The following is a 26,248-nucleotide window of genomic DNA, read 5'->3' on the forward strand; positions in this document are numbered from 1 at the left end:
CTACTTGGTAACGTGGTCGTGCTTGTGATCATGCTTGTGGTCATGATCGTGATCATGGTCGTGGTCATGGTCATGGTCGTGATGATGATGGTGGTGGTGGTGACCATGGTGGTGATGATGTCCATGCTCGTCATCGTGGTGGTGATGATGATGGTCGATGTGCTCCATCGCTGCCAGTCTGTACTGACAGGTATCACAGTTCAGCTTCACTTCACCGTGCAACGCTTCCTCCACACGATCCTTGAGCACTTCCTTCAACAACGGATGGAAGCCAAAATACTCGGCCATTTCGAACTGGGCTTCCGGATATTGCTCACGGAACTTCTCCAGCTGGTCGCTCATCCGTTTAATCAACACACCCGTGAACAAGAAGTACGGCAAGAGAACGATGCGCTTCGCACCCAGCTTCAGGCAACGCTCAACGCCCTCGTCGTACAATGGATACGTCACACCCATAAAGGCAGTCTCTACCCACTTGGCTTTGTAGCGCTCCCAGAACAGTCGGGACATTTTGTAAATATCGCTATTGGCATCTGCATCGCTGCTGCCGCGTCCGATTACGAGTACAGCCAGGTCATCATGGTCTTCCCCGGAGGCAAAGCCTGCCTCTTCCATGCGTGCGGTCAGGATATTGATGACTTCGTCGTGAATGCCGATCGGGCGTCCGTAGATGAACTGAACGTGTGGGTGCAGCTCCTTCGCCTCGTCGATAGCAGCTGGAATATGAATTTTGGCATGTCCGGCAGAGAACAGGATGATTGGAATCACCGCCACGCGGGTTGCACCCCGTGCCACGCACGTATTCAAGCCTTGCAGCATGTCAGGACGAGCGAACTCCAGAAAGCACGTCTCGATAATCGGTACATCCAAGTCCGGTGTAAGCGTCGCTACAAACTGGCGAATCTCTTCATTGCCTTCCGGGTCCTTGCTTCCATGACCTACAAATAATACTGCGTCCATTTTATGTCCCCCTCGTTTATATTTGGTGTTCTTGCATTAATCTCCGCATGCAGCGTTCTCAATTTCAGCTTTTGCTGGCTCGTACCATGCGAAGCCCTCCAGCTCACCTACTCGTTGGAAAAACTTGTGGAACCGCTCGTTTGGAAACGCGTCTTTTTTGAATCGGTTCACGATTCGCTCCACGAGTGGAACAATCTCTTCTTTTTCGATGCCTTCTGCTACCGGAATGCCGGAGTGTGCATTGCGTCCCACCGTTTTTGCTCCCAGGAATAAATCGAATTTTCCTTTGCGGAATACGATCCCGATATCCTCTTGAACCGCGCCATAGCAAGCCATCCCGCAGCCGTTGAAGCCGATCTTCAGCTCCTTCGGCATTTCTTTTCCACCCAGCTTTTGGTGCAGCTCGTCAGCATAAGGAATGCTGTCTTTTTTCTCGCCGTCGCAGAAATCACACGCTTTTACCTGCAAAACGTCTCCGATCGGGCTGAGAATCAATCCAAGTTCTCGCAAGCGGCTAGTAATGCTCTCAGGGTTGGCAGTTGGCACGCGCAAAATCATTTGGTGGTGTGGGGTGTATTCGATCTCGCCTTTTTCGCCAGCCACTTCGGCAATCGCCATCATTTGCTGCGGGGTGATTTTTTTGTTGGCAACACCCGGACTTACCGCGCATTCGAAAATCATCTCTGGTGTAAAGGTAGATACTGGACGATGGACCTGCCCTGCAGCTGGCTTGGTCTCAATGCCTTTCGCCGCATTGATAGCCGTCAACGCCTCCATGGCCCATGCGAAAGGAGCTTTTGGTGCCGCTTCTTCTGTTACAGGCGGCGCTTCCAATACTGCCGTGGTTGTTGCTGCACGATTTACTGGTTCTGCAGCAGTTACTTTGTCCTCGGTAACGGCGATTGGTCTTTCTGCTTTCGGTGTTGCTGGTGCTTCCGGAGCTGACGCAAGGCTGCTTTCCTCGGATGCCTCCAGCGACCAAGGCTCGTTTTCTACACGCAGACGCTGATGCGGCTTCAGTGGCTGCTCATCGGCAGACAGCGTGTATTTGCGCTGGTAGCCGCGCGGTGTAATCATTTTGCCGTCGTATACAAACGTCGATGTATTTCCGATAATCACGGTGGTCAACATGCCGATATCATGCTCCAGCATTTGCGCCAAGGTCGTCACGACAACCGTTTCGCGTTCGCGATAAGCACTTTTCACGATACCGACCGGCGTATCTGGTGAGCGGTACTGCAACAGGATGCGTTGCGCTTCGACGATCTGGCGAGTACGTCTTCCGCTGCGCGGGTTGTACAACGCGATAACAAAGTCAGCCATCCCTGCTGCGTCAATCCGTTTGACAATCAGTTCCCACGGCGTCAAGTGGTCGCTCAGACTGATCGTGCATGCGTCGTGCATGATAGGCGCACCGAGGATTGCCCCACAGGAATTGATCGCCGAGATGCCCGGTACGATTTCGATGGGCACGCCGGTGGCTTCTGTCCAGCCTTTTTCCACCAACACCTCATATACGAGACCTGCCATCCCGTAAACACCTGAGTCTCCACTGGAAATGACCGCTACCTTTTTGCCTTCCTCTTCCGCTTGACGAACGGCTTCCCGTGCACGCGTCACTTCTTCCGTCATCCCTGTGCTGACGATTTGCTGATTCGTCAAAAGTCCGCGGATCAAATCTACGTAGGTGGAATAGCCGATAATGACATCGGACTCCTGCAGGGCTTCCCGCGCCCGCTTGGTGATATGCTCAAAACTTCCTGGACCAAACCCGATCACAAACAACTTGCCGCTCATAAGGCCCCTCCCCTTTTCGCTTACCTGTTTATAATAAAATCGATATCATCACGCTAACGAGCAAACATAAGAGCGAAACGAGATACATCAAACGAATCGTCGCGACAATATCACTTGCCTGCAATGGTCGCTTCGCATCTCCCATTTTCGCCCGATTCGACGCAACACCTTGGTAATAATTCAGTCCCCCGAGCTGCACGCCTAATGCGCCAGCGACTCCGGCTTCCGGCAAACCGCTGTTTGGACTCGGATGCAAATGCGCATCTCTTCTGATCATTGCCCAGCACTGCTTCCAATCCAATCGCTGCAGCCAGCTTGCGGCAACGAGCAACAAAGCTGTCAAACGGGCCGGTATGTAATTCAGTACATCGTCAAAGCGGGCAGATGCCCAGCCGAGATTCCTATACTGCTCGTTTTTATAGCCAACCATGGAATCGAGGGTGTTGGCGGCTCTGTACGCCATTGCCAATGGCGCTCCCCCAATCGCTGCGTAAATCAGTGGAGAGACGATCGCATCTACGATGTTTTCCGCCACGGTTTCTACTGCTCCCCGACATACTTCCGGTTCATCTAACCGCTCTGTATCGCGTCCGACTACCATGGACAAGGAGCGTCTTGCCGCTTCCATATCTCCAGCAACGAGATGACGGGCAATCTCCATCCCGGCATCAGCCAAGCCTTTTGTCGCAATCGTCGTGGAAATCAACCAGGCACCCAATATCCAGGCAAGCACCGGATGGATGAACGTCACTCCCCACAAAAGCAGCCAAACAACAGCGTAGCTACCGCAAACGATCACGAGCGGGAACAGGACTCCTGCCAGCTTCAAATGAGACTCCTCTTTGACGAGAGAACGTATGACCCGCTCCAATCGTGTAATCCACCAGCCCATGATGATCACTGGATGCGGCAGGCTCCGGGGGTCTCCCACCACCCGATCAATCAAGTAGGCCGCGCATAATATCCATACTTCTGTCATGTTGTCCCTCTCTTACTCTTCAGGGGTTGTCGCATCCAACTCTGCCCTTCCGCATCCAAGCATTCCGCTACTAGAGCCTCCCCATGCTTAATGCCATCGACCTGCCAATATCGGTCAGGATTGTTTTCGAGCCACGCAGCCTGGAACCAGCGGATCACGCCGCCATGTGTGACGATGACGATTGTATCGGATGCCTCCTCCTCGCCTGCTCTTTCCAACAAGGAATGTAGCCAACGATCCACGCGCATTCCCAGCTCTTCCAGACTCTCCCCTTGTGGCGGTCGATTTCGAAAAGGATCATCGTACCACCTCGTTGCTCGCACAGGGTCCGTCTGCATCAGCTCGTCGTAGGTCATCAGCTCCCACTCACCAAAAGACAGCTCTCGCAAGGCTGGCTCCGGAATAACCGATCGCCCCCAAGCAGCTGCGAGCGGTTCGGCCGTCTGGATGCATCTGAGCAGATCGCTTGCGTAGATTGCAGCAGGTTGCCCGATGAGTACAGGTAATTCCTTTGCCAACTCACTCGCATGCAGATACCCATGTTCATTTAATGGAACGTCGCTATGCCCCAAATATCTATGCTCACGATTGCTGTCTGTCTCCCCGTGACGTATCCAAACTAGCTTCATAACCACCAGCTCCCGACCAACACCAGCAGAACGACCGCTTCACTGCTTTCGATAACAGCCCCGTAGCAGTCTCCATTTAAGCCGCCCAGTTTTTTTGCAACCGAGCGTGAAAACAACAGAGCAAACAACATCGACAGGAAAATAGCTGTCATGACCTGCAAGCCCCCAAAATACCATCCTGCGGCAAACACGATGATGTAGCTCACGATGATAGAGGAAACGGAAAGTCCAGCACTGATGCCTTTTCCGATCCCTTTGTCCGCCGAAAGATACGGCCAGAGCTTGATCGACAAAAGCACATGTGTCCGTGCTGCCACTGGTGCTACGATCAAAAAGCTGCTCCATCCCGGTTGTGCGAGCTCTGCGACTGCACCCGCCTTGATCAGCAACAGCATAATCGCAGCAAGAACGCCCATCGCACCTACACGGCTGTCCTTCATAATCGCAAGGATTTGCTCTCTCGGTCTGCTGCTGCCAAGACCGTCCGCGAGGTCCATCCACCCATCCATATGAAGACCACCGGTCACGTAGACCCATGCGACCAGCGTCAAAATAGCGGCGATCCATGGACTAAACAGCACCAGTCCTGCCTGATGCACACCCCATAGCAATAAACCGATGACCAAACCAACTGCGGGATACCAGTTGACGCTTTTTCTCCACGCCTCCTCTGAAGGACGAAGCCATGGAACCGGAATACGCGTAAAAAACGAGATCGCGTGTAAAAATGCATTCATCCTTTGATCCTCCACGGTATCCCTGACAAAACCGCGTAGACGGCGTCCGCCTGTCGCGCGCTTCTCTGATTGACATCGCCCAGCACATCCGCGAACCATCTGCCTAAACGACTCAAGGCTACACCGCCCAATCCGACCTCGCTTGTGACGGCAATGACTTTTTGCGGGGAATTCTGCACGAGGGACAGCCATGCCTCTGCTTCCTGGAAAAGGGCTTGCGTGTGTGATGCACTTCTCCATTCCGACTCATCCACGCTCATCAACCGATTACTCACCCAGGTGGACAGACAATCGATCAACACTACATCATACTGCTCACTGAATGCGTGGTAATCGGTTAATCGCTCTCCTACCTCCACACAGCCCCATTCCAGCGGACGACGTGCCTGATGCAGCTCGATTCTCTGCTTCATTTCATCATCCCAGGCCTTGCCTGTCGCCACGTACAGGACTCGATTGCTCAACGTTATCGCAAGCTCTTCTGCGTAGCGGCTTTTTCCTGAGCGGACACCGCCTGTTACCAGCACCAAGCTCATCGCTGTTCACTTCCTTCCGCATGGACCTCGCGGAGCGCTGCCAGAAGTTGTTCATTTTCCTCTCGTCCACGCACGGCGATTCTCACATCATGTGCCGTTAAACCGGGATACATCGCACAGTTGCGGATCAGAACGCCTTTTTTGCCGAGCCGTGCCTGCAATTGTTCTGCTGGCAATCCTTCTGGCGAGCGCAGCAGCAAAAAGTTTGCCTCCCCTGGCCATACCCGCCAGCCCAACTCACCGCTGATGCAATCGGTCAAATATGCACGTTCTGCTTTTATGAGCCTGCGCGTCTGTTCCTCGTATGCCTGCTCCTGCAAGCACAGCTCTCCAGCCAAAAGGGCCAGTGCATTCACGCTCCAGCTCACTTGCTTCTTGCGCATCCTCGCAATGACATCTGGGTGCGCAATCGCATAACCAAGGCGCAATCCCGGGATCGCGTACATTTTCGTCATCGAACGCATCAAAATCACACGGGGAGAGCGCTCCAGCTGCATCACCAATGTATACTGCCGCTCTTCGTCCACAAAATCGAGAAAAGCCTCATCCACAATGAGCCACGTATTGGTCTCTTTCGTCCATTCCGCCATTTGGCGCAGCTCATCCGGTTGATACAGGATTCCTGTCGGATTGTTTGGCGACCCGACAAAGACGAGATCAGACTGCGTAAAAAGAGCGTGCAGCTCTTCAGGATCGGGCTTGTACCCGTTCGCTTCCTTCCCGAAGCAGCCAATGACACGAGCGCCATACTGCTCGGAAAGTTGCGCGTATTCCGAAAAGCAAGGATACACCACACCAACTGTTTGCGGCGAAAGACCGAGAATGGCCAGTGCCATTGCCTCCGCTGCACCATTGGCAGGCAACAACCATTCCTCCGGCACTTGCAGCCGTTTCGCCAGTACACGACGAAACACACGATGCCCAGGGTCTGGGTAATGCGCTACAGCAGCGAGCGAAGTCAGCAGCATCTCACGGACGCTTGCTGGCATTCCCAGCGGATTAATATTGGCACTGTAATCCAGAAACTGCCCGGGCTCTCGACCAAAGCGTTGCGCTGCTGTCAGCAAGTCTCCACCATGACCGTACGTCTCTATTACACCTGCGCTTGTCAAAACTCTACCCCCAGCACAGCTGGAATCCCTTCATCGTAGTAATGCTTGATTGGCTTCATCTCTGTCACCAAATCTGCGATGTCCAAAATCTCCTGCTTTGCTGCCCGTCCCGTAATCACGAGGTGAATATGGCTTGGCCTGTTTTGAATCGCTTTCAACACATCAGTCAATGGCAGCACATCGTCAATCGGAAAGCGGTCAATCGCCAATGCATTATTCAGCTCATCCAGAATGACGACATCGTACGCTCCGGAAGAGAGCTTTTCGCTCGCAAACGCCCAAGCTTCTTTCAATGCCAGACGATGCTCCTCCGGTGTCTTCGTCCATGTGAAGCCGACACCCTTTTGCACAATTTCGATGCCCAATTTATCAAAAATAATCTTTTCTCCGTACGTACGCTCCGGCGACTTGATGAATTGAACCATCAGCACCTTTTTCCCGCGCCCTGTCGCCCGCACAGCCAACCCGACGGCTGCCGTCGTTTTTCCTTTGCCGTCTCCTGTGTAAACGAGGGTCAAGCCCCGCTTCTTATCGTTTTTCTCCATCGTGACCACCTCAAAAAGTGATGTATTTTACTCCGCTGTTTCCTCCAAATACTTTCCGAAGCCAATAAAAAAAGCGCTCTGTTTCCCCAGAACGTAAGGAAAAACAAAGCGCGGATAGCTGAAAAGCCACAATCCTCACCTCTTCCTTTGACCCGAAGGAAATCAGTGTAAACATAAAAACAGGCAGGTCTCCTGGCTCGAGGATCATCGCTCTTCTTCTCCTTCCCGCTCCCGGATGGGCAGTGGATGGCATGGTGCCTTGAAGAACAGCTACTCTCTTACAGTGGCGGGACCGCGTTGGCTTTTCACCAAACTTCCCTTTTAACCTTGCTCCTGCGAATCGGTTTCGCAAAAACAAGGACCTGTTTCTCTTCCATATGTAAATGTCATTCGTTTCGTTGACAAGCACTTGCTTTAATAATAGCAAAAGCTACCGAGGATTCAAGCAAAAGCTGCCGATTCGTCGCAGGTGTCTATTGGCAGAAAATTTAAGATAATGACCGTTTACTTACTTGACGTTTTTCGTTACCCTATTGGCAAAACACTCGAAAGTGGTGTGCAGTCATGCTATTTCCGCCGATTCCAAAAATAACAGACATGGTCCTGCCCAGCCCACTGCCCATCAAGGAATGTGGCGAACCGATGATCCCACTCTCTTCCCTTTCTGCCCAAATCACGGTCTATCCAGCCTACTACCACGAGGGCTATGCCGGAACACAGCCAGAAGCTTTTTTGCGAGAAGGGGCAGCACGCAAGCTCGCCATGGCAGCCGCGCAACTGCCTGTTGGCTACAAGCTCGTCGTGTTGGACGGCTGGCGCTCGTTCGAAGTACAAGCCTCGTTGTATGAACGTTTTCGTGAAGCCTTGCTTTTACAAGGCTGGCAGGAAGGACCCGCTCTCACGGAAGAATTGAGCAAATTCGTCGCTTATCCAACAACAGACCTCTCCAAACCGTCCCCTCACCTATCCGGTGGCGCAGTCGATCTGACTATCGCAGGACCTGATGGATGGCTGGAGATGGGGACAGCCTTCGATGATTTCAGTGAAAGGGCTTCGACTCGCCATTATGAAGAACTCGTACAGCCTACACAAAAAGACATCGAGATTCGAGACAATCGCCGACTGCTCTATCATTTGATGAGCGATGCCGGATTCGTCAACTATCCGAAAGAATGGTGGCATTTCGAATACGGAACGCGCACCTGGGGACAAAAAACGCAGCAAGAGCCCATCTATGGCGGGGTTTTGTCGATGTAAGAAATAAGATTCAAGAAAAAGACCGTCAGCCCATACTGCCTGACGGTCTTACTTATTCCTTATGAATCAATCACTGCATAAAATCCGCCATGATGATCTCCGTATCAAACGGCGTAATTCCCTCTTCCAAGGAAAATACCGTATCTGCCTCTTGCGCTTGATCAGTCAGGGTCCCTCTCGCCTGTGCATGAAGCATGAACAACTCATGCAGGGTAGGCTTCACCAACGAGGTGAGCGCTCTTCCCATCAGCTCCACCCCTCCGGCATTGGACTCCACATTGTTGGCAAACCGCGGATCGGAATTCAGGGCGATATCCGTCCAAATCACTTTTCTCTCCACGAGATCCAGAATGACCGGGATACAAATCCGCGTGTTTGCGGCGAGATCAATCTTGTCCTGTACCGTCTGCGGCTCGAAAATTTCTCCTGTCTGTGGCGCCGAACGAATCATCCAGCCTGCGTAGCATTCAGGCAAATCGCAATAAGGCTGACTCGTAAACGAATACAGGTTCATGACGACATATCGACCGCCATAGCGGATGACAGAATCCATGTCGATGTCGATGAATTCGCACGCGCCTTTGGGCGCCTCCACAATATCCCCGCTGTGGCACGCTTGATACTTGTCGGAACGCAGATTGGTATAGGATATATGCTCCATGTATCTCCAGTCTTCGTTATAGAGCACGGCAGACAAATCGATATCGACTCTGCCTGTAGGGACATCGTTGACAATCCCTTCTCTCCACCACAGGAAAAAGCGAATCGTTCCTCCATCCGGGATCGTTAGCCGGGAGCCGCGTGCAATCGTACGCAGTGCTTTGCTGGCAGATCGCATCGAAAACGGAACGAGATGCTCCTGCAGCCGCGGGTCGATATAGACGTTGCCCAGCGCCGGCAATTGGGCAAAACGGTTCAACAACGATGTCCGGCAAATATCCGCTGCCTTCTGTCTGATGTCCTCTGGAAGCCCTGGCACTCGGTTTTCGATTGCCTGTACTTTCGCCACTTGCCCTTTCGGAAAAAAGGTCCGCCATTCCCCGTAGCTATCCCGTTTGTCGAAGTGATTCATGACTTGCAGAAGAACTGGAGTCGATACACCACCCGCAATTTTCTCGAAGGCAGAGAGGACTGAACTCCCCTGCTCCGTCAAACGCAATAAATGATCCAGACGTCGGGCAAATTCCCCTGGACGCTGTTCGAGCAGCTTGATCGCCGTATTCACATCCGCACGGACCAGCGCCTGCTCTACTTGGCTATTGAACGTCTCGACCTTGTGATTGTTGCGCAAAATATCGAATGCTTCTGCCGCTTTCGGATAGCGATCCTTATATTCAAACGGATGCAAGATTTCCCCGAGACGAATCCATCTGTTTTTGTAACGATTCATGTCTTCTACGATATTCGAGCTGGCTTCCAGCAGGCTAAGGAGCAGCCTTCTCTCCCCGCGTTTGAACTTGCGAAATTTTGCAGGCTCTGCCAAGCTCACATCCCCGTCAGACAGCGCCACTGCCAGACGCAACACATCTGTCGCGGTCTTGCAATAGTGGGCAAAAAAAGCAGCAGGAAGCTTGTCATACTTCAGCAACAGGCTCGCAGCAATCGCCACGTTTTCCTTTTGGGGAATCTCCGCTGGCAGAGCTTCAGCGATTCCTTCATAGGCCTGAATCAAGCCCTCCAAGTCATCCCTGTCAGTAGCAGAGAGTGAGCTATTGGAGCGCAGCAAGTTCATTCCTATCTGCAACAGCTCTTCGTCTGTGCCCAAATGAATCAGCTTCAGGCGAGATTCTCTCAGCAGAGGCAACCGTTTTTTCACTTCGTGCACAGGAAGGTTCCACGTCAAATAATGAATGATCGCATTTACAAACAGCTCACCCTCGCTAGCCTCCATGACTTGCTTAGGAAAATTCGGATACATCGGCTTGTACTGGCGGGATGACCCGATCTTTACCTTGAGTACAGCTATCACATCCGAATAGAGCGCGAAAAACTCTCCTTCCGACAGCGTCCGGATTCTTTCTAGCAATTCCAGCGAAAAGGTATAGCCCAAGCTCTCAATATTGCGCAAAGCCGCAGCTAAATAAGAGGTAGGCAGTTCATGCTGCCCCTGATGTACGATGATTTTATTTTTCCGGCGAAGGTAGATTTGATTTTTCATTGGCATCACGAAAAAAATCAGGAAAGCAGTACCCCTAATGGTGAACCAAACCTTTAGCTCAGAAGGAAGGTGTACAATAGCCTGATTTTTTATTCCTTTTTGTCATTTTTATACAGTTTACTTCAATTTTTCCTGATGGTAAAGCTCTCCCTCAGGAACGAGAACAAATCCGTCCCTGGTCCTAATTCGATTTCATTCCGCTGCCCGTTATTCCGTATTCTCCATCCCTGTAAAGTGAATAGCAGAGTACCAAAACTTTACAGGAGGGAGAACTCGATTCATGAATCAATCTGTTATGGAAAGTCATACAGCACCCCCTTTCTTTCAAGGGGAGAAATGGTTAGTGTATACCGGCATGCTCGGCTTCTTATTGGCTGCCATTTGTGCAATCTGGGTCATGCTGCACGGAGGACCCGTCGCTCCAAATGGCGATGTCTCGAAAGCGTTTTCCTTTAATGCCGCACTCGGAATATTTTTATTGTCGACAGCCGCAATCATTCCGTTATCTGCCCTGGGCACGCGAAGTAGAGCTTTCTTTCGCTGGTCTTATATCTTGCTTGCTTTATACTCGTACGGAGCGGAAACTGTACAAAACTTCCGCGGCGTGGACCCGAGGTTTGTCAAAAATGGCACACCCTTCGACGTCGCTGTCGGTTCCATTTTTACTTTTGTGGCTCTTCTCTTGGTCCTCTTTTATGTATTCATTGCCATTCAGTTTTTCCGCAGAAAAGCATATTCCCTACACCCAGAGCTGGCAGTTGGCATCCGCTATGCAATGATTGCGATTATGCTCTCGTTTGCGGCAGGCCTCTGGATTTCATTCAATGATGGTCGAGTGGTCGGGCAGCAGGGGAATATCATTTGGCTCCACGGTATTGGTTTTCATGCTCTGCAAGCAGTTCCTTTTGTCGCTTGGTTAGCTGAACGTAAAAAACACGTGTCTACTGGCCGTACGGGATTCATCCATCTCACAGGTATCGCCTACTTGCTCGGTTTAGCTGCAATCGGCTGGCAAACTTATCTCGGTCGTGCTGTTTTGGAGATGTCCGTATTGCCGATTCTCGCCGCCTGTTGTTTCTTGGTTGCCTTCATTCCAATCGTTTACTTCCTTCTACAAAAGAACGATGCAAAAAAGCTCCACAACACTTCTGATATTCCGAACTAATTGATTCTCCTTATCATTCGTGATACTTTGTTACCAGTACCTGACATACGGTATCAGAAACGAGGAGATTGATCTATGACAGCGCGTATTGGACTTCCTGCACCTGATTTTACGATGGACACCGTTACGTTTGACAACGGATTTCCCTTGCCAAAGAGCTTGGTAGACTATCGTGGAAAATGGCTTCTTTTGTTCTTTTACCCGTTTGACTTTTCGAAAGTATGCCCGACGGAAATCCTCAGCCTCAACCGCCGGATCAAGGAGTTCGCGGATTTGAATGTCGAGGTGCTTGGCATTAGCGGCGACAGCATACATACACACAAAGCATGGATGAGATCGGGTGAAGGCATCGGTCCACTCTCATTCCCGCTCGCTTCCGATTACAGCAAAGAAGCGACCCTTGCATACGGTGTACTGGACGAAGCAACCAAAGCCCCGCTGCGCGGCAGCTTCATCATCGATCCAGAAGGCATCCTGCAATACGCAGTCATCTCCAACTCCAAGGTTGGCAGAAGCGTAGATGAGACGCTCCGTGTGATCGAAGCTCTGCAATCAGGCGGATTGTGCCCTATGGACTGGAAGCCTGGGCAAAACACGATATCCTAATCGATCAACATAAACAAAGGCCGCATGATCGCTTGCACAGGATCATACGGCCTTCTTTCATTTTAGAATAGGCATAAAAAAATCAGGAAAGCAGTACCCCTAATATCCAGTAATTGTAGAAGGAAGGTGTACTATAGCCTGATTCATCCACCATACCATTATTTATCTTATTTGTAAATACTCATCTGGACACGACCGGGTACGGAAACAAGTCCACCACACGCATGGTCTCCCCGCTTTCGTTGGTAAACACGACATGCTCTCTCCGAAGCTCAGTGGGACTCTCCAAGCCACATGCGGCCGCCAGCGAGAACAAGCCTTCTCTTAACTGCAAAATATAGTTCATGACACGCCACTGCTTTTCTGCCGGAACCAACGCCTCCTGGTATTTGGAATCTGTCGTAGTGACTCCTGTCGGACATTTACCCGTATGGCATTGCATCGCCATGATGCAGCCAGTGGCAATCATGAAGCCGCGCGCGGAGTTGACGCAATCCGCTCCCAATGCCATGGCGATCGCTACTTTGTCAGGGGTAACGAGCTTGCCAGCAGCAAAAATCTTGATGCGGTCCCGTACGCCGAATTTCCTCATCGTATCATCGAGAATGATCAGCGCGGCGAAAAGGGGCAAGCCCATGCCGTCAGCCATTGCCTTAAACATTGCGCCTGAACCGCCCTCAGAGCCGTCAACCGTAATGAAATCCGGGTAAATGGACAACTCCAGCATTTTCTCAAAAAAATGCTCCAACCGCTTTGGATCGCCAACGACGATTTTTACTCCCACCGGCTTGCCTCCCGCCTCCTGCAAACTGCCGATGAAACGCAATGCTTCATCCGGATTTGTAAGGAATTCGAAGCGGTTCGGTGAATTGACCGTTTGTCCTACAGGTACCAGCCTTGCTGCCGCGACTTTTTCCGTGACCTTGGAGCCTTCGAGGTGCCCACCGCGTATTTTGGCCCCTTGATGAAATTTCAGTTCGAACGCTTTGATGTTCGGGATGCTTGCCTTTTTTTTGTATTCTTCGATCGAAAACTTGCCCTTGTCATCACGGAAGCCAAACATCCCCGGCCCGATTTGCGAAATGATATCCGCACCCGTGGAGAGATGCACTTCTGCGACGCCACCCTCTCCCGTATTGATCCAAGAACCGCCTGCCATACGTGCCCCATACCCAGTGGACATGATATAGTTCTCTCCCACTGCTCCAAAGGAGGTAGCTGAAGCACCGAACATCCCTTTTAGCCGCCAGGGCTCCCTTCTGTTTTCGCCCACGACAATGACATCCTCGTCATGCAGCAGCCACGGCTTAACCTCTTGTTCCTCGATAAACTTTTCTCTTCTTGTAAACAGTCCCTCATGGGTAATCTCATACTTTTTGCCAGGGACGACTTTCTCGTTATCTACCCGCAGCTCACTCGTCAGCTTCGGGAACATCGCATTGGACAAATAGAAGCCGGGCTTCTCGTAATCGCGTTTCCCTCCGAACGAGATCAGATCCGTCCGGTATTTTGCCGCATACATGAGGCCCACGAAGTCAGCTCTGGAGAACGGCCTCCCGTCTGTATCATCGTCAAACCAATACTGACGAAGCTCAGGCCCGAGCTTTTCCAGCAAATAGCGCATCCACCCCAAAAACGGATGGGATCGAATAATGGAGTGCTTCGGCTGTTTAGACAGGGCATACATGTACCCGAAAAATACAATGGGTGGTAAAAGTATGATGAAGATAATGACGCATAACAGAGTAGGTACCACTTGTGCTTACCCTCCCCAAACACAATATTCTAGTAAATCATGTCAAGGATAGGATGCAACAAGTCACCTGTTTTTAATCGTATTTCTCATCATCCTCGCGTATTTGCCCATCTACGATCAATTCCAGCTCGGTTTCAAAATTCAGCATGATCTCTACAGGCAGCTCCTCCGCAACCTCCGCCATGTCCGGAAGAAGCAGTGCATCCTCCAGCGTATCAGGCTTCTTCTCCAGCTGATCGTACCACTCGCGGATTTGCTCCATCATGCGGTAAAACGAAGCCTCAAACTGATTCGCATCGTCCTCCGCGTCGTCCTCGTGGCTCTTTTTCATCCGCTCCCAATATTCCAGCGTCGTGCGCAGTGCTTTCTCTATGTTTGTATCCATTTATCGTCTCTCCTTTTCGTCTCTTCCTTCTCTCCCATTTAGTATGACCGCTTTGATTGCACAATGCCACCTCAGACGTCTGGCTCTCACACCCTTCCATTTTTTATAATCGTTGCGTTTTTTGACACGTTTTATAGCCCGGTTGAGTCATACGAAAATGAAAAGAGGCTGTTATCCTAAATGTAGCTAGCAGCCGATTATCCGGCAATAAACAAGAGAGCTCTCTAGTGGAATAGGGGAGGATGCGCCCTGTCTTTACGATGGATTAATCGAAAATTATCTCTCTCGCTACTTTTCGTCTCCGTCATTTGTATCGTTGCTCTACAGCTGCCGATCACAGCCAAGGCAACGCTTGCGGATTCTGACTCCTTGCAGGCGATGATTGATCAAGCACGCCCTAACGATACCGTTACCATCCCATATGGCTTGTACAAAGGTCCTATCCGTATTACCAAGCCGATTCAATTGGTAGCCGGTGGTCAAGTGAAGATCATCAATCCGACCGAGGAGGAGGCAACGCTCACGATTGAAAGCGACAATGTGAGCGTGCAAGGAATCCATATCGTGGACAAACGTATCAACAGTGATGTTGCCGCTCTTGTCATCCGTGGCGATCAAAACTTCCTGGAGAACGTCATCGTTGAAACGAAAGGAATCGGTATTCAATTACGGCAAGCAGACTACAACACGCTGCACAACGTTCAAGTCATCGGAAAAATCAAAGGCGATGGCAGCCCAACGACCAGTACTGGACATAATCACGGGGCACAGCCCGAAGTAAAGCCAAAGCAAACGGAAAAAGCGAGACGAGGTAACGGAATCGACCTGCGTGAATCGCATCATAACCGTTTCATTAAAAATCAGGTGACGAATGTCGAAGATGGCTTTTACGTCGAAAATAGCGATCGAAACCATCTGGAACAAAATCTGGTGACGAAATCGCGGTACGGCTATCACTTCATGGGTACCTCTGATACAACGGTCATCAACAACATTGGGATGGAAAATGTGACGGGCTCCCAGCTCATGGAATCGCGCAATCTGACGGTTACCGGGAATCAATTTTTGAAACAGCAAAAAAATCCTGGTTCGCAAGGAATTCTTCTGATTACCGTACAGAACACGCTAGTTGCGAACAACACGATTGAGGGGAACCGCGTTGGACTGTATTTAGAGCAATCATCCGGCATTACGGTCAAAAACAATTTACTCAGTCTCAACTTTATCGGCATGCAGTTTTTGGCCTCGTCTGACAACGTATTAACCGATAACCAATTTGTCTCCAACGTCATCCAAGCGCAAGCCCAGGATAGCCAGAACAACAACTTAAACAAAAACTACTGGGACAATCTGCAAGGACTCGATGTGACCGGGGATTCCCGCAGTGATTTGCCATACGAGATGAATCCTTTTTACTTGGGTTTGACCGATGCGGTTCCTGCCTACCAGCTGTTTTTTCAAGCCCCGGGATTCGTGTTTCTGGAAGGCTTGTTTACAAGTGGGGCCGGCTCAGCAATCAAGGACGCATCTCCTTTAATGCAACCCTCGGACACCGTGCTAATTGAATCGGGAAAAACGAGCGGTTGGGGTGCAGGCATTCTTGGACTTATCTTGTTAATAGGAAGCTGTTCGATCATTTATATAGGAGTGAAAAAATCATGAACAAAATAAAAACATGGTGCACAACAATCGGAGCAATTATCGGCATTAGCCTGCTTATGGTCGGCTGCGGAAGCGAAGAGCCAAAACCTGTAGATATCGCAGAAGGCGTAGACAAATGCGACCTTTGCAAAATGCATGTCCCTAATGATCACAATGCTACTGAAATCGTCTTAAAAGATGGAAAAGCACTGAAGTTCGATGATCTCGGTTGCATGCACAACTGGACGAAAGAAAATGGAACCGATAACGTGGCTGTACAATTTGTCCGCGATTACTACACAGCAGAATGGACAAAAGCAGAGCAAGCTACCTACGCTTACGACAAAGACTTCAAAACGCCGATGACGTATGGCATCTATTCCTTCAAAGAGAAGTCTGCTGCAGACAGCTTCGTTCAGGAACAAAAGAAAGGCATTGTCATGAGTGCGGAAGAGTTGAAAAATCATAGCTGGGAAAACAGCATGAGCAAGCACATGAACAAAGACGGTCAGTCTTCCGAAGGGCAACATAATGGCGGTCACGAAAGCAAGCCAGCCGATCACGGCAGCAACAGCACTACCCCAACCACACACAACTAACAGAGGAAGTGGAGTCTTTGCACATCAATCTGATTGCCAAACGAGAAGTGAAGGTAGGCTTTCGCAATCCATGGTCCTACTCGTTTATGGCTCTGTTCTCCCTGTTTAGTTTGGGACTCTTGATCATCCAATCGCAGTCCTACATGAAGGGTTATACGTATACGACAGGTACCATGCTGAATCTGATTTTGTACTTGCTGCCACTGATGACGATGCTTCTCTCCTCTTTTTCCTTAACAGCGGAAAAAGAAGAGGGAAGCTGGCAGCTCCTCTCCACCTACGCCATGACAACCTCCTCCTTCTTGTTGGGGAAATACTTGGGACAAGCACTCGTGTTAGTCGCAATCGTCAGCTTTGGGTATGGGTTGTCTGGTGTGGCTGGCATGCTGTTAGGAAAAAGCTTTGCATTTTCGACTCTCTTGTTTTTGCTTGCCTTTTCCATCTGTCTCATTCTGTTATTTTTGGGTATCGCCATGCTGATTGGCGCCATCAGTAAAAACCGTTGGCAGGCTTTGACAATGGGGGTCAGCGTCTGGTTCTTCTATATTCTTGCATGGCCTACTCTGCTCATCTCTGTGCTCAGCTTCGTCCCTTATACATGGATCAAGCCTCTGCTTCAGCTCGCAACATTTCTCAATCCAGCGGAGTTTGTACGAATCTTTTCCGTTGCCAGGTTAGGCGGAGGCTCGATCTTTGGACCTGAATACTACAAATGGGTGTATTGGGCTGACTCTCCGCTTGGTGATCTCATCTTTGTCGCACTCAGTCTGCTCTGGATCAGTGCGACCTTGTTCATAGCCATCCGGGTATGGGAAAGAAGGTAATGCGATGAATACGTTAGGACTTACCATCGACCAGGTCAGCAAGGAAATCAATGGCAAAACAATCGTCCACCCATTCAGTATGAACATTGAACCCGGTCAGGTCGTAGCCTTATGCGGCGGTAATGGTGCAGGGAAAAGTACGATCCTGCGGATGCTGGTTGGTATTCTCCCTCCTTCTTCGGGAACCATTCAGCTAAACGGATTGAACTGGAACGACAATCGCGTGGAGTATCTTCAAGAAATCGGTTATATGCCGGATCACTTTACGTTTTCTGCCGGACTTACTGCGAAAGAAACGCTCGAGTTCTACGCTTCCCTGCGCAATCGGACCCCAGAAGAGGCGGATCGACTGCTGAAAATGGTGGGATTGCATGAAGTGAGAAACAAACGGGTGTCTCAGTTCTCTAAAGGCATGCAGCAGCGCCTCTTGTTTGCCCAAGCGATATTGGCCAAGCCTGCACTCGTCGTCCTCGATGAACCAACCAACGGACTCGATCCGTATTGGATGGATGCCTTCGTCGATCTCGTCCGCGAAGTAAAGCTCTCGGGTCAATCCGTCCTCTTTACGACGCATCAGCTGCAGGTGGCAGATGCGGTGGCGGATCGGGCGATTTTCTTGATGAACGGGAAAATCGTTCGGGATGGGTCGATTAAGGAGTACCAGCAGCAGTATGGGGCAATTGGTTTGTACGGGGCCTTCTCTGAGCTTGTTAATCAAGCAAAAGCATGAAAAATGAAGATTTGTTTGGCATGGCAAAAGCCCTGTTACCATTTTATTTCGGTAACAGGGCTTTTTTAATGTTTATCCTAAGTCAATTTCAACGAATCATTTCTTTCAATAAATGCGCTTTTTTGGTTTTCGTATTCTTGAAGGTCACCACGATCGGAGGCTTTCCTCTTCAACTCGTCATATTCCTTTGCCAAGCCCTCATCCGATAACAGCTTGTCTCGAAACGTTATCACACTGTTCCAAAACTCGCCGTTCTTCTCTGTCACGTAAATGTTGTACTGATAGTCTGGTGGAGTGCCTTTTTTAAACGCATCGACTGGGAAAGAAGTCGGATAGTCGAAGTAGTCACGGAGCAAGTCGTTAACGATCATTTCAGATGACCACTTTGATTTTGTACCGATAAGAATATCAATGACATGACGAGCTGGTAGTGTGTTTACAGCCGTGCTTCCTACGTGCTGGATATCGAAATCGGTCTCTGTAATTATCTCCCTTAAATACGCTTGCTCTTTTTCAAACATTTCTCGCCAATTCTCATTATGCTGAAAAAGCAATGTATTGATTCTCGTCACTTCATTCTGAAATTGGAAATACGGCTCGATTGGTTGAAAATTCTCGGCTTTCGTTAACAAGTCCTGTATTTTACTGATATCCTCATCGTAATCTTTTATATGTAGTTGTTCCTTAAGCCTTACAAAAAAATGATTCGCCCCATGAAGTACAGTTTTTATAAACTCCTTTTGAAATGGGATTGTAAACTCATCCTTTATCGATCCTTCGCTTGTAGTAACATAAAGCTTCATTGAAGATCGTGCGTATGTTTGTACCACTAATCGTTTGCTTCCAGTCCTAGTATAAGTTGTTCCATATCCATAAAGCATTAACTTTTCTACTATGTAATACAGCTCCAACCACAAACTGTCAATCCAACCAAATAAACTAGGACCTAACATCTCATTATTGTCATCATCTGTAAGCACTATGTAACCTCTAACTCCGCCACTTACCTCTGCGATCTTGTTCAAATCACTTGAACTTATATCAAAGAAATATTCCGATTCATTCCCTACTGGGAAACGACGAATCTTTTTGTCAGGATATTGAATAAATGATATAGCCTTCATAATACACCTCCATATCTAATATTACGATAAAAAAGGGGGAGTTCCCCCCCTTAATTAAACTGGAATCCCAGGTCCTTGATATGTTTCAAAAATATCAGCTTTATTCCATCTGTCAGGATAGAATGTGATTACCTCTCCACCTTTGATAATCAAAATGTAATTTTCCCCATCCTTCCCTTTCACTTTGAATCTTTCTTCCCTGTTCTTAAAACCATCTTGAGAAATTTTACTTTTATACTTCTTAATTACGTAATCAAGATTTTCATAAACATCTTTTATGTCATCATTTTTATCAAAGAATGTAATTACATCACCATTATTCATTGCTTCTTCTGCTTCATCGTATTGATTAAAATACTTAGGAACATGCTTTGCTAAAATATGCTCAAAACCATAAGAGGAGTCATCTCCAGCCTCTAAAATCACGTCCTTTCCTCTTCCAACATTCCATGTTGCAAGATCTCGACCACTACTGTAAAAAGTAATATCAAAATACTCTTTAATTGCGTCTTCTATCTCAGATTCCTCTACTCTTTCCGATATCTTCTTTCCCTTTGAATAAAGTGACAATGATCTTATCACAATGGTAAACACTGCACGGCCTACTGCAGTTTTGAATCCTTCAACATCTATTTGATTAACCTCATTATTTGCATTTACATTCACAACAGGATTTACGTTACTAGCAGCTAAAGCAGGAATCGAACTAGATAAAGCCAAAACTGTTGCCAATGCAATACTCGTTAATTTTCTTGGAATTAATTTCATTTTAATAATGCCCCTCTTCATTTATTGTGACAAAAAAAATAAGGACAGAACTTTTTAAAAAAGTTCTGCCCCGTATACCGGTAAACAGCTCGTCATATTCTATTTTTTATCATTTGGTCGTAACCGATTACCTTGTTTTCATGGACAATTAATGTAAAAGAACCAAATCTAGCATTATGTAAAAAATCTGCAAGACTTTGGATAACCTTAGGTTCAATTTTACTTAAAAGAATTTCTCGCTCATCAGCTACTGCAGGTGGCCTATTGATAATAACACTCACTCCTTATCAAAATTCCCCTCCGTATTTCGGTAAGAAAATATACTTGATATTCATATTAGCTAATATGTGCCAAATATACCATATAATTTGTAGTAATGTCAAACTTTTTACTTATATTTATGTATTTTTTGAATGTTTTCTTAATCAAACCCAAACTTTATTCCTATGCCGTTTGTCTCTATTTTTAAAAAAGAACAAGCTGATCCTATCATAACAGGAACCAGCTTGCATCTTTATAGTCTTTCTCTTTTACAACGCCTTTGCTTCCATATAAAAGACAGATAAAAACTTTTTCACGCTAATCCGGCACTTCGTCGTTTTTTCGCCCGCCTCCAGCTCTTGCATCCGTTGGCGAATTTCTTGAAAGTCAAACAGTCGTGGTGCAAAGTGTTCGAAGGTAGGATTGGCATAATCGGTCAACCCCAATGAGGAAAGATGCGTAAAGGCTTGAAGGACCATCCGGCGAATCCGTTGTTCCATGGCACGCACCTCTTTGGTAATCCCATGCTCATCCAAGCTGGCATGCACCTTCAGCAAAATTTGTGTGTACAGTTCCTTGAGCTGCAATTCGTGCAGCTTGTCTCCTTGTCGCTCATCCTGTACGAGCCATTCCATGATCAATAGCAGATCGGGAGCACCGGCTTCACTCGCGATCCCTAGCTGCAACAGCAGTTTTCTCGCTTTTTGTGCCAGGTTGTCCTGAGCGGAAGACTGACTTTTCAAGCCGCTGGTATACGGTTCTTTTGCTTTGACATCCAGGATTTGCAGCGATTTGCGGATGGTTTGCAGAGATGCCTCCAGCGACAAGTAATCCGATACCCGCTTCAGTACAGCCATGACTTCCAGGCGGTTGATCGGTTTTTGAATAAAGGTATCAATCCCTTGCAAATAAGCCTCCCCGATCATTTCCTTGTTTTCCACCTGTGACACCATGATGAAGCGGCCCGCGAAGCCATCTGCCTGCAACTTTTTGATCGTTTGGATGCCATCAAGTCCCGGCATTAACAAGTCGATCAAAATGACATCGACCCCGTACAGTTGATCAATCGATACGTGACTGCCGTCGCTGGCTTGTCCTACAATTTCGCCCAACCCGCTGTCTTGGATAATCCGTTCAAGCATGCGGCGCACTACAGCATCGTCTTCAATTAAAAAGAAACGTATCATCGCTTACACTCCCTCCTTTCCGAGCAATTGATCGGTCGGAATTTGCACTTCTAAATGCGTCATTTGCTTCTGATCAGGTAAAATTCGCAAGCTTCCTTGCAAGCTTTGGACAATTCCCCGGGCATGCGTCAGTCCAATTCCGGTAGATGCATTTCCCTGTTCATCGTGTTTGGTCGTATACCCGGGCTGAAACACCCATTCCTGCTCTTCCAGCGGGATTCCCGGACCGCTGTCAAGTACACTAAACACCAGATGACGATGAATCAGCTTCACATTCAGCTCAATCCGTCCCGACGTGGGAATCGCCTCTACCGCATTGGCTACCAGGTTGTTTAGCACGGAGAGCAGCGCATAGATTTGGCTGGTCGACAGGTTGATGTTACAGCTCCACTCTATTCGTATATCTTTTCCCAACATCTCAGCGTATTTCTGATTCGCACGAGCAACCAACTCACACAGCTCTTTGATCGGCAGCTGTGGTGCTAGTCCCTCCTGATTAATCAGCTTGGAAATGCCCGCCAGCATCCGCTGCGAATCTTTTTTCACCTCATGCACATTCTCGGCAATCGCCAAGGCCGTTGGGGACTCCGCATGATCCGAGGTGAGCAGACGCCTGTAGAGCTGGTAGCTCTCTCGCGTGATTTCCTCCAGATGCGTCATTGATTTGCGCAAGTAAAAGGCTTCTTCATACAGCTCCGTATTGATCATCCGCAGACGCTCCAACTCCTGCTGACGCACCTCTCCCACTGCCCGCAACTGCCTGATCGAAAAGCTGTTGTACAAGCCGACAGCAAAAAAGCTGCGCAGGACTCCAAAGAAGAGAAGCATCAAAAAGCTATGCCAGGTGATCGGAGGAAAATCTGTGAAATACTGTCGTACTTGGATCTCTACCACATTGGAGACGAAATCAATGGATGCACCTATCAGCCCCAACCATAGAGGGAACTCGCGATAGCTACGCGCACGGAGCAAATAAAACAGAACGGTAAAGCTGAAATAGTAAAAGGCGGAGGGAAGATGAGCAGCCACACTCTCCATATAAGGACGGTACGCAAAAAAGACATCCATTCCGACGCGAAATCCAAAGATAAACGTCCCCGTTAAAAATCCCGTCAGCAATACAGGTACGGACGAAAACCACAACAACCCGAAAAAGAAAGCAGCGATACCCAAGGAAAAACGAAAAGACCCTCCTACGGGGTTTACCTTCATCTCTCCAAAAAATGCAGTTGCCAGCATGATAATAAACAGGATCAAAAGGCGTTCTCGCATAGCTGCTCCTTTCTCATGGAAAAAGATCTCCTATTCTTATTTTACTAAGAATCGGAGATCTGCAAAGATAGAACGATTAAGCGTGCTTGTTTTCCAGTCGCTTGGAGACGACTGACAACGCGTAGTTGACGACAAAGTACATCACTGCCACCATCAGGAAGGTCGGGATGACATAGTTGACATTGCGTCCGTTGATGATTTGCGCATGGTTCATCAGCTCTGGCAAAGCGATTACGACGGCCAGCGACGTATCCTTCAAGAGCGAAATGAATTGGCTCACAATCGGTGGAACCATTCTTCTGAGAGCCTGTGGAAGGACAACATGCCACAGAGTCTGGACATAATTCAGGCCAGAAGAACGTGCAGCTTCAATCTGTCCTTTTTCGACCGAATTTAAACCGCTTCGCACGATTTCCGACAACATCGCTGCTTCGAAAATAACCAACGCCAGAACAGCGGCCCAAAACTTGTCCAGCTTGATTCCCACTTCCGGGAGAGCAAAATAAGTAAAGAAAATAATCAACAAGAGCGGCAAATTGCGAATCAGCTCTACGATTGTCCCGAGAGCTTGTGAGACTCCAGGAATTTTTGCGTAACGCAAAACCCCGACGACAATCGCAATGGAAAAGCTGAGGACAATTGACAAGAAAGCGACCTGCAAGGTGACCCAAAAGCCTTCGAGCAGGAAGGTCAAATGACTGGGCGTATAGGCTCCGATAAAGTCCATGATGTCCCCTCCTTTTTAGCGGCTTCCAGCCAAGCGTCGCTCCAAATAATTGACGAACGCGCTCAACGGAAGGGTCAGAATCAGATAGAAAACAGCTACAAAAATGTACACATCAAAGGTAACAAACGTATCTGCGGAAATCAGGTCTCCGAAATACATCAGGTCAAGACCTGCAATCACGCCTAATACCGAGGAGTTTTTTACGAGATTGATAAACTGGTTGCCCATCGGCGGGATCACGACCTTGATCGCTTGCGGCAAAATGATATAACGCATCGTTTGTCCGTACGTCAATCCCGAGGAGCGAGCGGCTTCTGTCTGTCCTTTTGGAATCGCCAGAATGCCTGCGCGGATCGTCTCAGCGATAAATGCTGCCGTATACACTGTCAAGCCGAGCGTACCTGCAATGAAAGGCTCCAGAACGATACCCATCGCCGGCAGACCCACAAAAAAGAGGAAAACGACGAGAATCAGCGGGATATTACGCACAAACTCGACGTAAGCCGTAGCGAGCCACTTGAGTGGTCGAATCGGAGAAATCCGAAAGATCGCAAAGAGCGTCCCCAGTGCAAAGCTCCCGACGAGAGCAAGCAGGCTCGCCTGCAAGGTATTCCAAAAGCCTTCGAGATACATATCCATGTGATCAAACAAGATAGAAAAATCGATCATCTCTTATGCGATCCTCCTTGTGTGCAAAATTCAGTTAGGAATATAAGGGAATGAGCGGCAGAGTAAACCGCTCATTCTTTATGGAGTCGAACCGCATTATTTTTTAGGTTTTGTTCCGATCCATTTTTCATAAATCTTGTCGTATTCGCCGTTTTCTTTCATTTCTTTCAGCAGATCGTTCACCGTTTTCACGAATTCAGCGTCACCCTTGCTGATTGCAATACCATATGGTTCTTCAGTGAATGTCTCTTCTGTTACACGGTAGTTCGGATCTTGCTTCGCCATGCCGTACAGGAGAGCGTTATCAGTTGTCAGCGCGTCACCTTGACCAGCTTTGAGTGCTGTGAAGGCTTCCGCGTAGTTTTCGAATTCAAGTACTTCTACATCAGGAGCGCTTGCTCTGATATTTTTCGCAGAAGTAGAGCCTTTCGCGGTCACGATTTTCATGCCTTTTTGCATGTCTTTCAGACCGTTGATCGAGCTGTCCTTTTTCACCAAGAGAGATTGACCTGCCAGGAAGTACACGTCAGAGAAATCTACTTCTTTTTTGCGGTCTTCTGTAATGGTCATCGTCGCGATGATCGCGTCAATTTCTCCATTTTTCAGCATCGGGATACGCGTTTTGGAGGTTACTTCCTTCAGCTCGATTTTGTTTTCGTCCCCGAGTACTTTCTTTGCAATCGCTTTCGCAATATCGATATCGAAGCCTTCTACATTTCCGGTTGCCGGGTCTTTCAAGCCGAACAGGTTCAGGTCGTACTTAACTCCGACTACGAATTTGTCTCTTTCTTTGATTTTTGCCAATGTGCCTGCAGCTGGTGTACCTTGTGCGCTGCCTTCTGTTGTACTGCCGCCACCACAGCCTGCCAATGCAGTTGCGCTCAGCATCAGAACGAGACCCATACCTGCTACTTTTTTCCAAAGCTTGTTTGCTTTCATCTGAATACCCCTTTTCTCTATCGTTTTATTTTTTTAGTGATTCAAAATCCGACTCAAGAACAAACGTGCACGCTCTTCACGCGGACTTGCGAAAAACTCCTCTGGTGTAGAATCTTCGAGTATCGTGCCCTGATCCATAAACACGATGCGATCTGCCACTTCGCGGGCAAAGCCCATTTCATGCGTTACAACCACCATCGTCATGCCTTCCTTCGCCAGCTTCTTCATGACGTCCAGCACTTCGCCGATCGTCTCGGGGTCAAGTGCAGAGGTCGGTTCGTCAAACAGCATGATTTTTGGTCGCATGGCCAGTCCGCGTGCAATCGCTACGCGTTGCTGTTGACCGCCAGATAGTTGCGTTGGGAACATTTCTGCCTTTTCCGGAATCCCTACCTTTTCCAAATAGTAGAGAGCCGTTTCTTCAGCTTCCTTCTGCGATACGCCCAGGACCTTGGTTGGTGCCAGCGTAATGTTTTGCAGAACGGTCTTGTGCGGGTATAGATTGAAGTGCTGGAACACCATGCCGATGTCCCGTCGCAGCTTGTTGATATCGGTGCTTTTATCGTTCACTTTTACCCCGTCTACCACCAGTTCTCCGCTTGTAACCGTTTCCAATCTGTTGATGCAACGAACCATCGTGCTTTTACCCGATCCTGACGGGCCAATGACCACGACGACTTCTCCCTGGTTGATATGCAGGTTGATGTTCTTGAGGACATGAAAGCTTCCGTAATGTTTATTTACTTGATGAAAACTGATCAACCTTAAATCCCCCCTTGCTCTATGTCTTATTTTGTATACTAATGTCGAACTACTCAAAACTACTGAAAAAGACAAAGAAAAGTTTTTCTGTTTACAATTTTCTAATAACACACAATAAAAAAA

Annotated in this window: 27 protein-coding genes and 1 riboswitch; of the genes, 7 read left to right on the plus strand and 20 right to left on the minus strand. The window is 48.6% G+C overall.

Annotated elements, in window-relative coordinates; all coding sequences use genetic code 11:
- The 8 genes from EL268_RS23575 to cobO are packed head-to-tail and all read right to left on the minus strand — an operon-like array spanning window position 1 to window position 7,295.
- Window positions 1-960, minus strand: a complete 960-nt coding sequence (locus EL268_RS23575) for a sirohydrochlorin chelatase (RefSeq protein WP_106655680.1) — start codon at window positions 958-960, stop codon at window positions 1-3.
- A 36-nt stretch (window positions 961-996) separates the two neighbouring features.
- Window positions 997-2,757: a precorrin-3B C(17)-methyltransferase gene (gene cobJ / locus EL268_RS23580; protein WP_106655681.1), complete on the minus strand. Its 1,761-nt coding sequence runs from the start codon at window positions 2,755-2,757 to the stop codon at window positions 997-999.
- Window positions 2,758-2,785: 28 nt separating this feature from the next.
- Window positions 2,786-3,736, minus strand: a complete 951-nt coding sequence (gene cbiB / locus EL268_RS23585; RefSeq protein ID WP_106655682.1) for an adenosylcobinamide-phosphate synthase CbiB — start codon at window positions 3,734-3,736, stop codon at window positions 2,786-2,788.
- Entirely contained in the window at window positions 3,733-4,365 is a 633-nt protein-coding gene (locus EL268_RS23590) for a histidine phosphatase family protein (protein ID WP_106655683.1), read from the minus strand. The genes cbiB and EL268_RS23590 overlap by 4 nt, the downstream gene beginning before the upstream one ends.
- The gene (cobS, locus tag EL268_RS23595) at window positions 4,362-5,102 is read right to left on the minus strand and encodes an adenosylcobinamide-GDP ribazoletransferase (protein ID WP_106655684.1); all 741 of its coding nucleotides are present in this window, start codon (window positions 5,100-5,102) and stop codon (window positions 4,362-4,364) included. Before cobS ends, EL268_RS23590 begins: the two co-directional genes overlap by 4 nt.
- Window positions 5,099-5,638 (minus strand): bifunctional adenosylcobinamide kinase/adenosylcobinamide-phosphate guanylyltransferase, encoded by a 540-nt coding sequence (cobU, locus tag EL268_RS23600; RefSeq protein ID WP_106655685.1) that lies wholly within the window; start codon window positions 5,636-5,638, stop codon window positions 5,099-5,101. The genes cobS and cobU overlap by 4 nt, the downstream gene beginning before the upstream one ends.
- Window positions 5,635-6,750, minus strand: coding sequence for a threonine-phosphate decarboxylase CobD (gene cobD / locus EL268_RS23605; RefSeq protein ID WP_106655686.1), 1,116 nt, complete (start codon window positions 6,748-6,750; stop codon window positions 5,635-5,637). The genes cobU and cobD overlap by 4 nt, the downstream gene beginning before the upstream one ends.
- Window positions 6,747-7,295: a cob(I)yrinic acid a,c-diamide adenosyltransferase gene (gene cobO, locus EL268_RS23610; protein WP_106655687.1), complete on the minus strand. Its 549-nt coding sequence runs from the start codon at window positions 7,293-7,295 to the stop codon at window positions 6,747-6,749. Before cobO ends, cobD begins: the two co-directional genes overlap by 4 nt.
- Before the next feature lie 165 nt (window positions 7,296-7,460).
- Window positions 7,461-7,676: riboswitch (cobalamin riboswitch) on the minus strand.
- 183 nt (window positions 7,677-7,859) lie between these two features.
- On the opposite strand from cobO, the gene EL268_RS23615 reads away from it, so the two are divergent.
- A complete protein-coding gene (locus tag EL268_RS23615) occupies window positions 7,860-8,552 on the plus strand; it encodes a M15 family metallopeptidase (protein ID WP_106655688.1) in 693 nt (230 codons plus the stop codon).
- A 70-nt stretch (window positions 8,553-8,622) separates the two neighbouring features.
- Here EL268_RS23615 and EL268_RS23620 read toward each other — a convergent pair whose 3' ends face one another.
- The gene (locus tag EL268_RS23620; RefSeq protein ID WP_106655689.1) at window positions 8,623-10,710 is read right to left on the minus strand and encodes a TerD family protein; all 2,088 of its coding nucleotides are present in this window, start codon (window positions 10,708-10,710) and stop codon (window positions 8,623-8,625) included.
- Between the two features lie 280 nt (window positions 10,711-10,990).
- Here EL268_RS23620 and EL268_RS23625 point away from each other — a divergent pair, with 280 nt between their 5' ends.
- Together EL268_RS23625 and EL268_RS23630 are read left to right on the plus strand one after the other, a co-directional pair.
- Window positions 10,991-11,875, plus strand: coding sequence for a hypothetical protein (locus EL268_RS23625; protein WP_106655690.1), 885 nt, complete (start codon window positions 10,991-10,993; stop codon window positions 11,873-11,875).
- Window positions 11,876-11,950: 75 nt separating this feature from the next.
- The gene (locus EL268_RS23630) at window positions 11,951-12,481 is read left to right on the plus strand and encodes a peroxiredoxin (protein WP_106655691.1); all 531 of its coding nucleotides are present in this window, start codon (window positions 11,951-11,953) and stop codon (window positions 12,479-12,481) included.
- Window positions 12,482-12,662: 181 nt separating this feature from the next.
- On the opposite strand, the gene EL268_RS23635 is transcribed toward EL268_RS23630, so the two are convergent.
- Window positions 12,663-14,237: an FMN-binding glutamate synthase family protein gene (locus tag EL268_RS23635; protein ID WP_106655692.1), complete on the minus strand. Its 1,575-nt coding sequence runs from the start codon at window positions 14,235-14,237 to the stop codon at window positions 12,663-12,665.
- A gap of 73 nt (window positions 14,238-14,310) precedes the next feature.
- Window positions 14,311-14,622, minus strand: coding sequence for a hypothetical protein (locus EL268_RS23640; RefSeq protein WP_106655693.1), 312 nt, complete (start codon window positions 14,620-14,622; stop codon window positions 14,311-14,313).
- A gap of 369 nt (window positions 14,623-14,991) precedes the next feature.
- Here EL268_RS23640 and EL268_RS23645 point away from each other — a divergent pair, with 369 nt between their 5' ends.
- The 4 genes from EL268_RS23645 to EL268_RS23660 are packed head-to-tail and all read left to right on the plus strand — an operon-like array spanning window position 14,992 to window position 18,416.
- Window positions 14,992-16,284, plus strand: coding sequence for a right-handed parallel beta-helix repeat-containing protein (locus EL268_RS23645; protein ID WP_106655694.1), 1,293 nt, complete (start codon window positions 14,992-14,994; stop codon window positions 16,282-16,284).
- Complete coding sequence (locus tag EL268_RS23650) at window positions 16,281-16,862, plus strand: nitrous oxide reductase accessory protein NosL (RefSeq protein WP_106655695.1); 582 nt, start codon at window positions 16,281-16,283, stop codon at window positions 16,860-16,862. The genes EL268_RS23645 and EL268_RS23650 overlap by 4 nt, the downstream gene beginning before the upstream one ends.
- Window positions 16,863-16,879: 17 nt before the next feature.
- Window positions 16,880-17,686, plus strand: a complete 807-nt coding sequence (locus tag EL268_RS23655; protein WP_106655696.1) for an ABC transporter permease — start codon at window positions 16,880-16,882, stop codon at window positions 17,684-17,686.
- Between the two features lie 4 nt (window positions 17,687-17,690).
- Complete coding sequence (locus tag EL268_RS23660) at window positions 17,691-18,416, plus strand: ABC transporter ATP-binding protein (protein ID WP_106655697.1); 726 nt, start codon at window positions 17,691-17,693, stop codon at window positions 18,414-18,416.
- A 77-nt stretch (window positions 18,417-18,493) separates the two neighbouring features.
- Here EL268_RS23660 and EL268_RS23665 read toward each other — a convergent pair whose 3' ends face one another.
- The 9 genes from EL268_RS23665 to EL268_RS23705 form a co-directional block, all read right to left on the minus strand.
- Window positions 18,494-19,540: a GrpB family protein gene (locus EL268_RS23665; protein ID WP_106655698.1), complete on the minus strand. Its 1,047-nt coding sequence runs from the start codon at window positions 19,538-19,540 to the stop codon at window positions 18,494-18,496.
- 54 nt (window positions 19,541-19,594) lie between these two features.
- Window positions 19,595-20,308, minus strand: a complete 714-nt coding sequence (locus EL268_RS23670) for a hypothetical protein (protein ID WP_106655699.1) — start codon at window positions 20,306-20,308, stop codon at window positions 19,595-19,597.
- Window positions 20,309-20,400: 92 nt separating this feature from the next.
- Window positions 20,401-20,589: a DUF2292 domain-containing protein gene (locus tag EL268_RS23675; protein ID WP_106655700.1), complete on the minus strand. Its 189-nt coding sequence runs from the start codon at window positions 20,587-20,589 to the stop codon at window positions 20,401-20,403.
- Between the two features lie 249 nt (window positions 20,590-20,838).
- On the minus strand, window positions 20,839-21,756 hold the full coding sequence (locus EL268_RS23680) for a response regulator (protein WP_106655701.1): 918 nt from the start codon (window positions 21,754-21,756) through the stop codon (window positions 20,839-20,841).
- Window positions 21,757-21,759: 3 nt separating this feature from the next.
- A complete protein-coding gene (locus EL268_RS23685; RefSeq protein WP_106655702.1) occupies window positions 21,760-23,028 on the minus strand; it encodes a sensor histidine kinase in 1,269 nt (422 codons plus the stop codon).
- Window positions 23,029-23,104: 76 nt separating this feature from the next.
- Window positions 23,105-23,755 (minus strand): amino acid ABC transporter permease, encoded by a 651-nt coding sequence (locus EL268_RS23690; protein WP_106655703.1) that lies wholly within the window; start codon window positions 23,753-23,755, stop codon window positions 23,105-23,107.
- Between the two features lie 15 nt (window positions 23,756-23,770).
- Window positions 23,771-24,424: an amino acid ABC transporter permease gene (locus EL268_RS23695; protein ID WP_106655704.1), complete on the minus strand. Its 654-nt coding sequence runs from the start codon at window positions 24,422-24,424 to the stop codon at window positions 23,771-23,773.
- Window positions 24,425-24,520: 96 nt separating this feature from the next.
- The gene (locus EL268_RS23700) at window positions 24,521-25,363 is read right to left on the minus strand and encodes a transporter substrate-binding domain-containing protein (RefSeq protein WP_106655705.1); all 843 of its coding nucleotides are present in this window, start codon (window positions 25,361-25,363) and stop codon (window positions 24,521-24,523) included.
- Window positions 25,364-25,396: 33 nt separating this feature from the next.
- Window positions 25,397-26,125, minus strand: a complete 729-nt coding sequence (locus EL268_RS23705; RefSeq protein ID WP_106655706.1) for an amino acid ABC transporter ATP-binding protein — start codon at window positions 26,123-26,125, stop codon at window positions 25,397-25,399.
- Between the last annotated feature and the right edge of the window lie 123 nt (window positions 26,126-26,248).

It is taken from the genome of Brevibacillus brevis, from assembly GCF_900637055.1.
In the GTDB taxonomy this organism is placed as follows: Bacteria; Bacillota; Bacilli; order Brevibacillales; family Brevibacillaceae; genus Brevibacillus; species Brevibacillus brevis.

Coding starts and splice junctions, on each gene's coding strand:
- EL268_RS23660 (WP_106655697.1), top strand. CDS start 17,691: ATGAATACGTTAGGACTTACCATCGACCAGGTCAGCAAGGAAATCAAT.
- EL268_RS23670 (WP_106655699.1), bottom strand. CDS start 20,308: ATGAAATTAATTCCAAGAAAATTAACGAGTATTGCATTGGCAACAGTT.
- cobU (WP_106655685.1), bottom strand. CDS start 5,638: ATGAGCTTGGTGCTGGTAACAGGCGGTGTCCGCTCAGGAAAAAGCCGC.
- cbiB (WP_106655682.1), bottom strand. CDS start 3,736: ATGACAGAAGTATGGATATTATGCGCGGCCTACTTGATTGATCGGGTG.
- EL268_RS23690 (WP_106655703.1), bottom strand. CDS start 23,755: ATGGACTTTATCGGAGCCTATACGCCCAGTCATTTGACCTTCCTGCTC.
- EL268_RS23650 (WP_106655695.1), top strand. CDS start 16,281: ATGAACAAAATAAAAACATGGTGCACAACAATCGGAGCAATTATCGGC.
- EL268_RS23640 (WP_106655693.1), bottom strand. CDS start 14,622: ATGGATACAAACATAGAGAAAGCACTGCGCACGACGCTGGAATATTGG.
- EL268_RS23685 (WP_106655702.1), bottom strand. CDS start 23,028: ATGCGAGAACGCCTTTTGATCCTGTTTATTATCATGCTGGCAACTGCA.
- EL268_RS23630 (WP_106655691.1), top strand. CDS start 11,951: ATGACAGCGCGTATTGGACTTCCTGCACCTGATTTTACGATGGACACC.
- cobO (WP_106655687.1), bottom strand. CDS start 7,295: ATGGAGAAAAACGATAAGAAGCGGGGCTTGACCCTCGTTTACACAGGA.
- EL268_RS23695 (WP_106655704.1), bottom strand. CDS start 24,424: ATGATCGATTTTTCTATCTTGTTTGATCACATGGATATGTATCTCGAA.
- EL268_RS23575 (WP_106655680.1), bottom strand. CDS start 960: ATGGACGCAGTATTATTTGTAGGTCATGGAAGCAAGGACCCGGAAGGC.
- cobJ (WP_106655681.1), bottom strand. CDS start 2,757: ATGAGCGGCAAGTTGTTTGTGATCGGGTTTGGTCCAGGAAGTTTTGAG.
- EL268_RS23625 (WP_106655690.1), top strand. CDS start 10,991: ATGAATCAATCTGTTATGGAAAGTCATACAGCACCCCCTTTCTTTCAA.
- cobS (WP_106655684.1), bottom strand. CDS start 5,102: ATGAATGCATTTTTACACGCGATCTCGTTTTTTACGCGTATTCCGGTT.
- EL268_RS23680 (WP_106655701.1), bottom strand. CDS start 21,756: ATGATACGTTTCTTTTTAATTGAAGACGATGCTGTAGTGCGCCGCATG.
- EL268_RS23665 (WP_106655698.1), bottom strand. CDS start 19,540: ATGAAGGCTATATCATTTATTCAATATCCTGACAAAAAGATTCGTCGT.
- EL268_RS23615 (WP_106655688.1), top strand. CDS start 7,860: ATGCTATTTCCGCCGATTCCAAAAATAACAGACATGGTCCTGCCCAGC.
- EL268_RS23620 (WP_106655689.1), bottom strand. CDS start 10,710: ATGAAAAATCAAATCTACCTTCGCCGGAAAAATAAAATCATCGTACAT.
- EL268_RS23590 (WP_106655683.1), bottom strand. CDS start 4,365: ATGAAGCTAGTTTGGATACGTCACGGGGAGACAGACAGCAATCGTGAG.
- EL268_RS23700 (WP_106655705.1), bottom strand. CDS start 25,363: ATGAAAGCAAACAAGCTTTGGAAAAAAGTAGCAGGTATGGGTCTCGTT.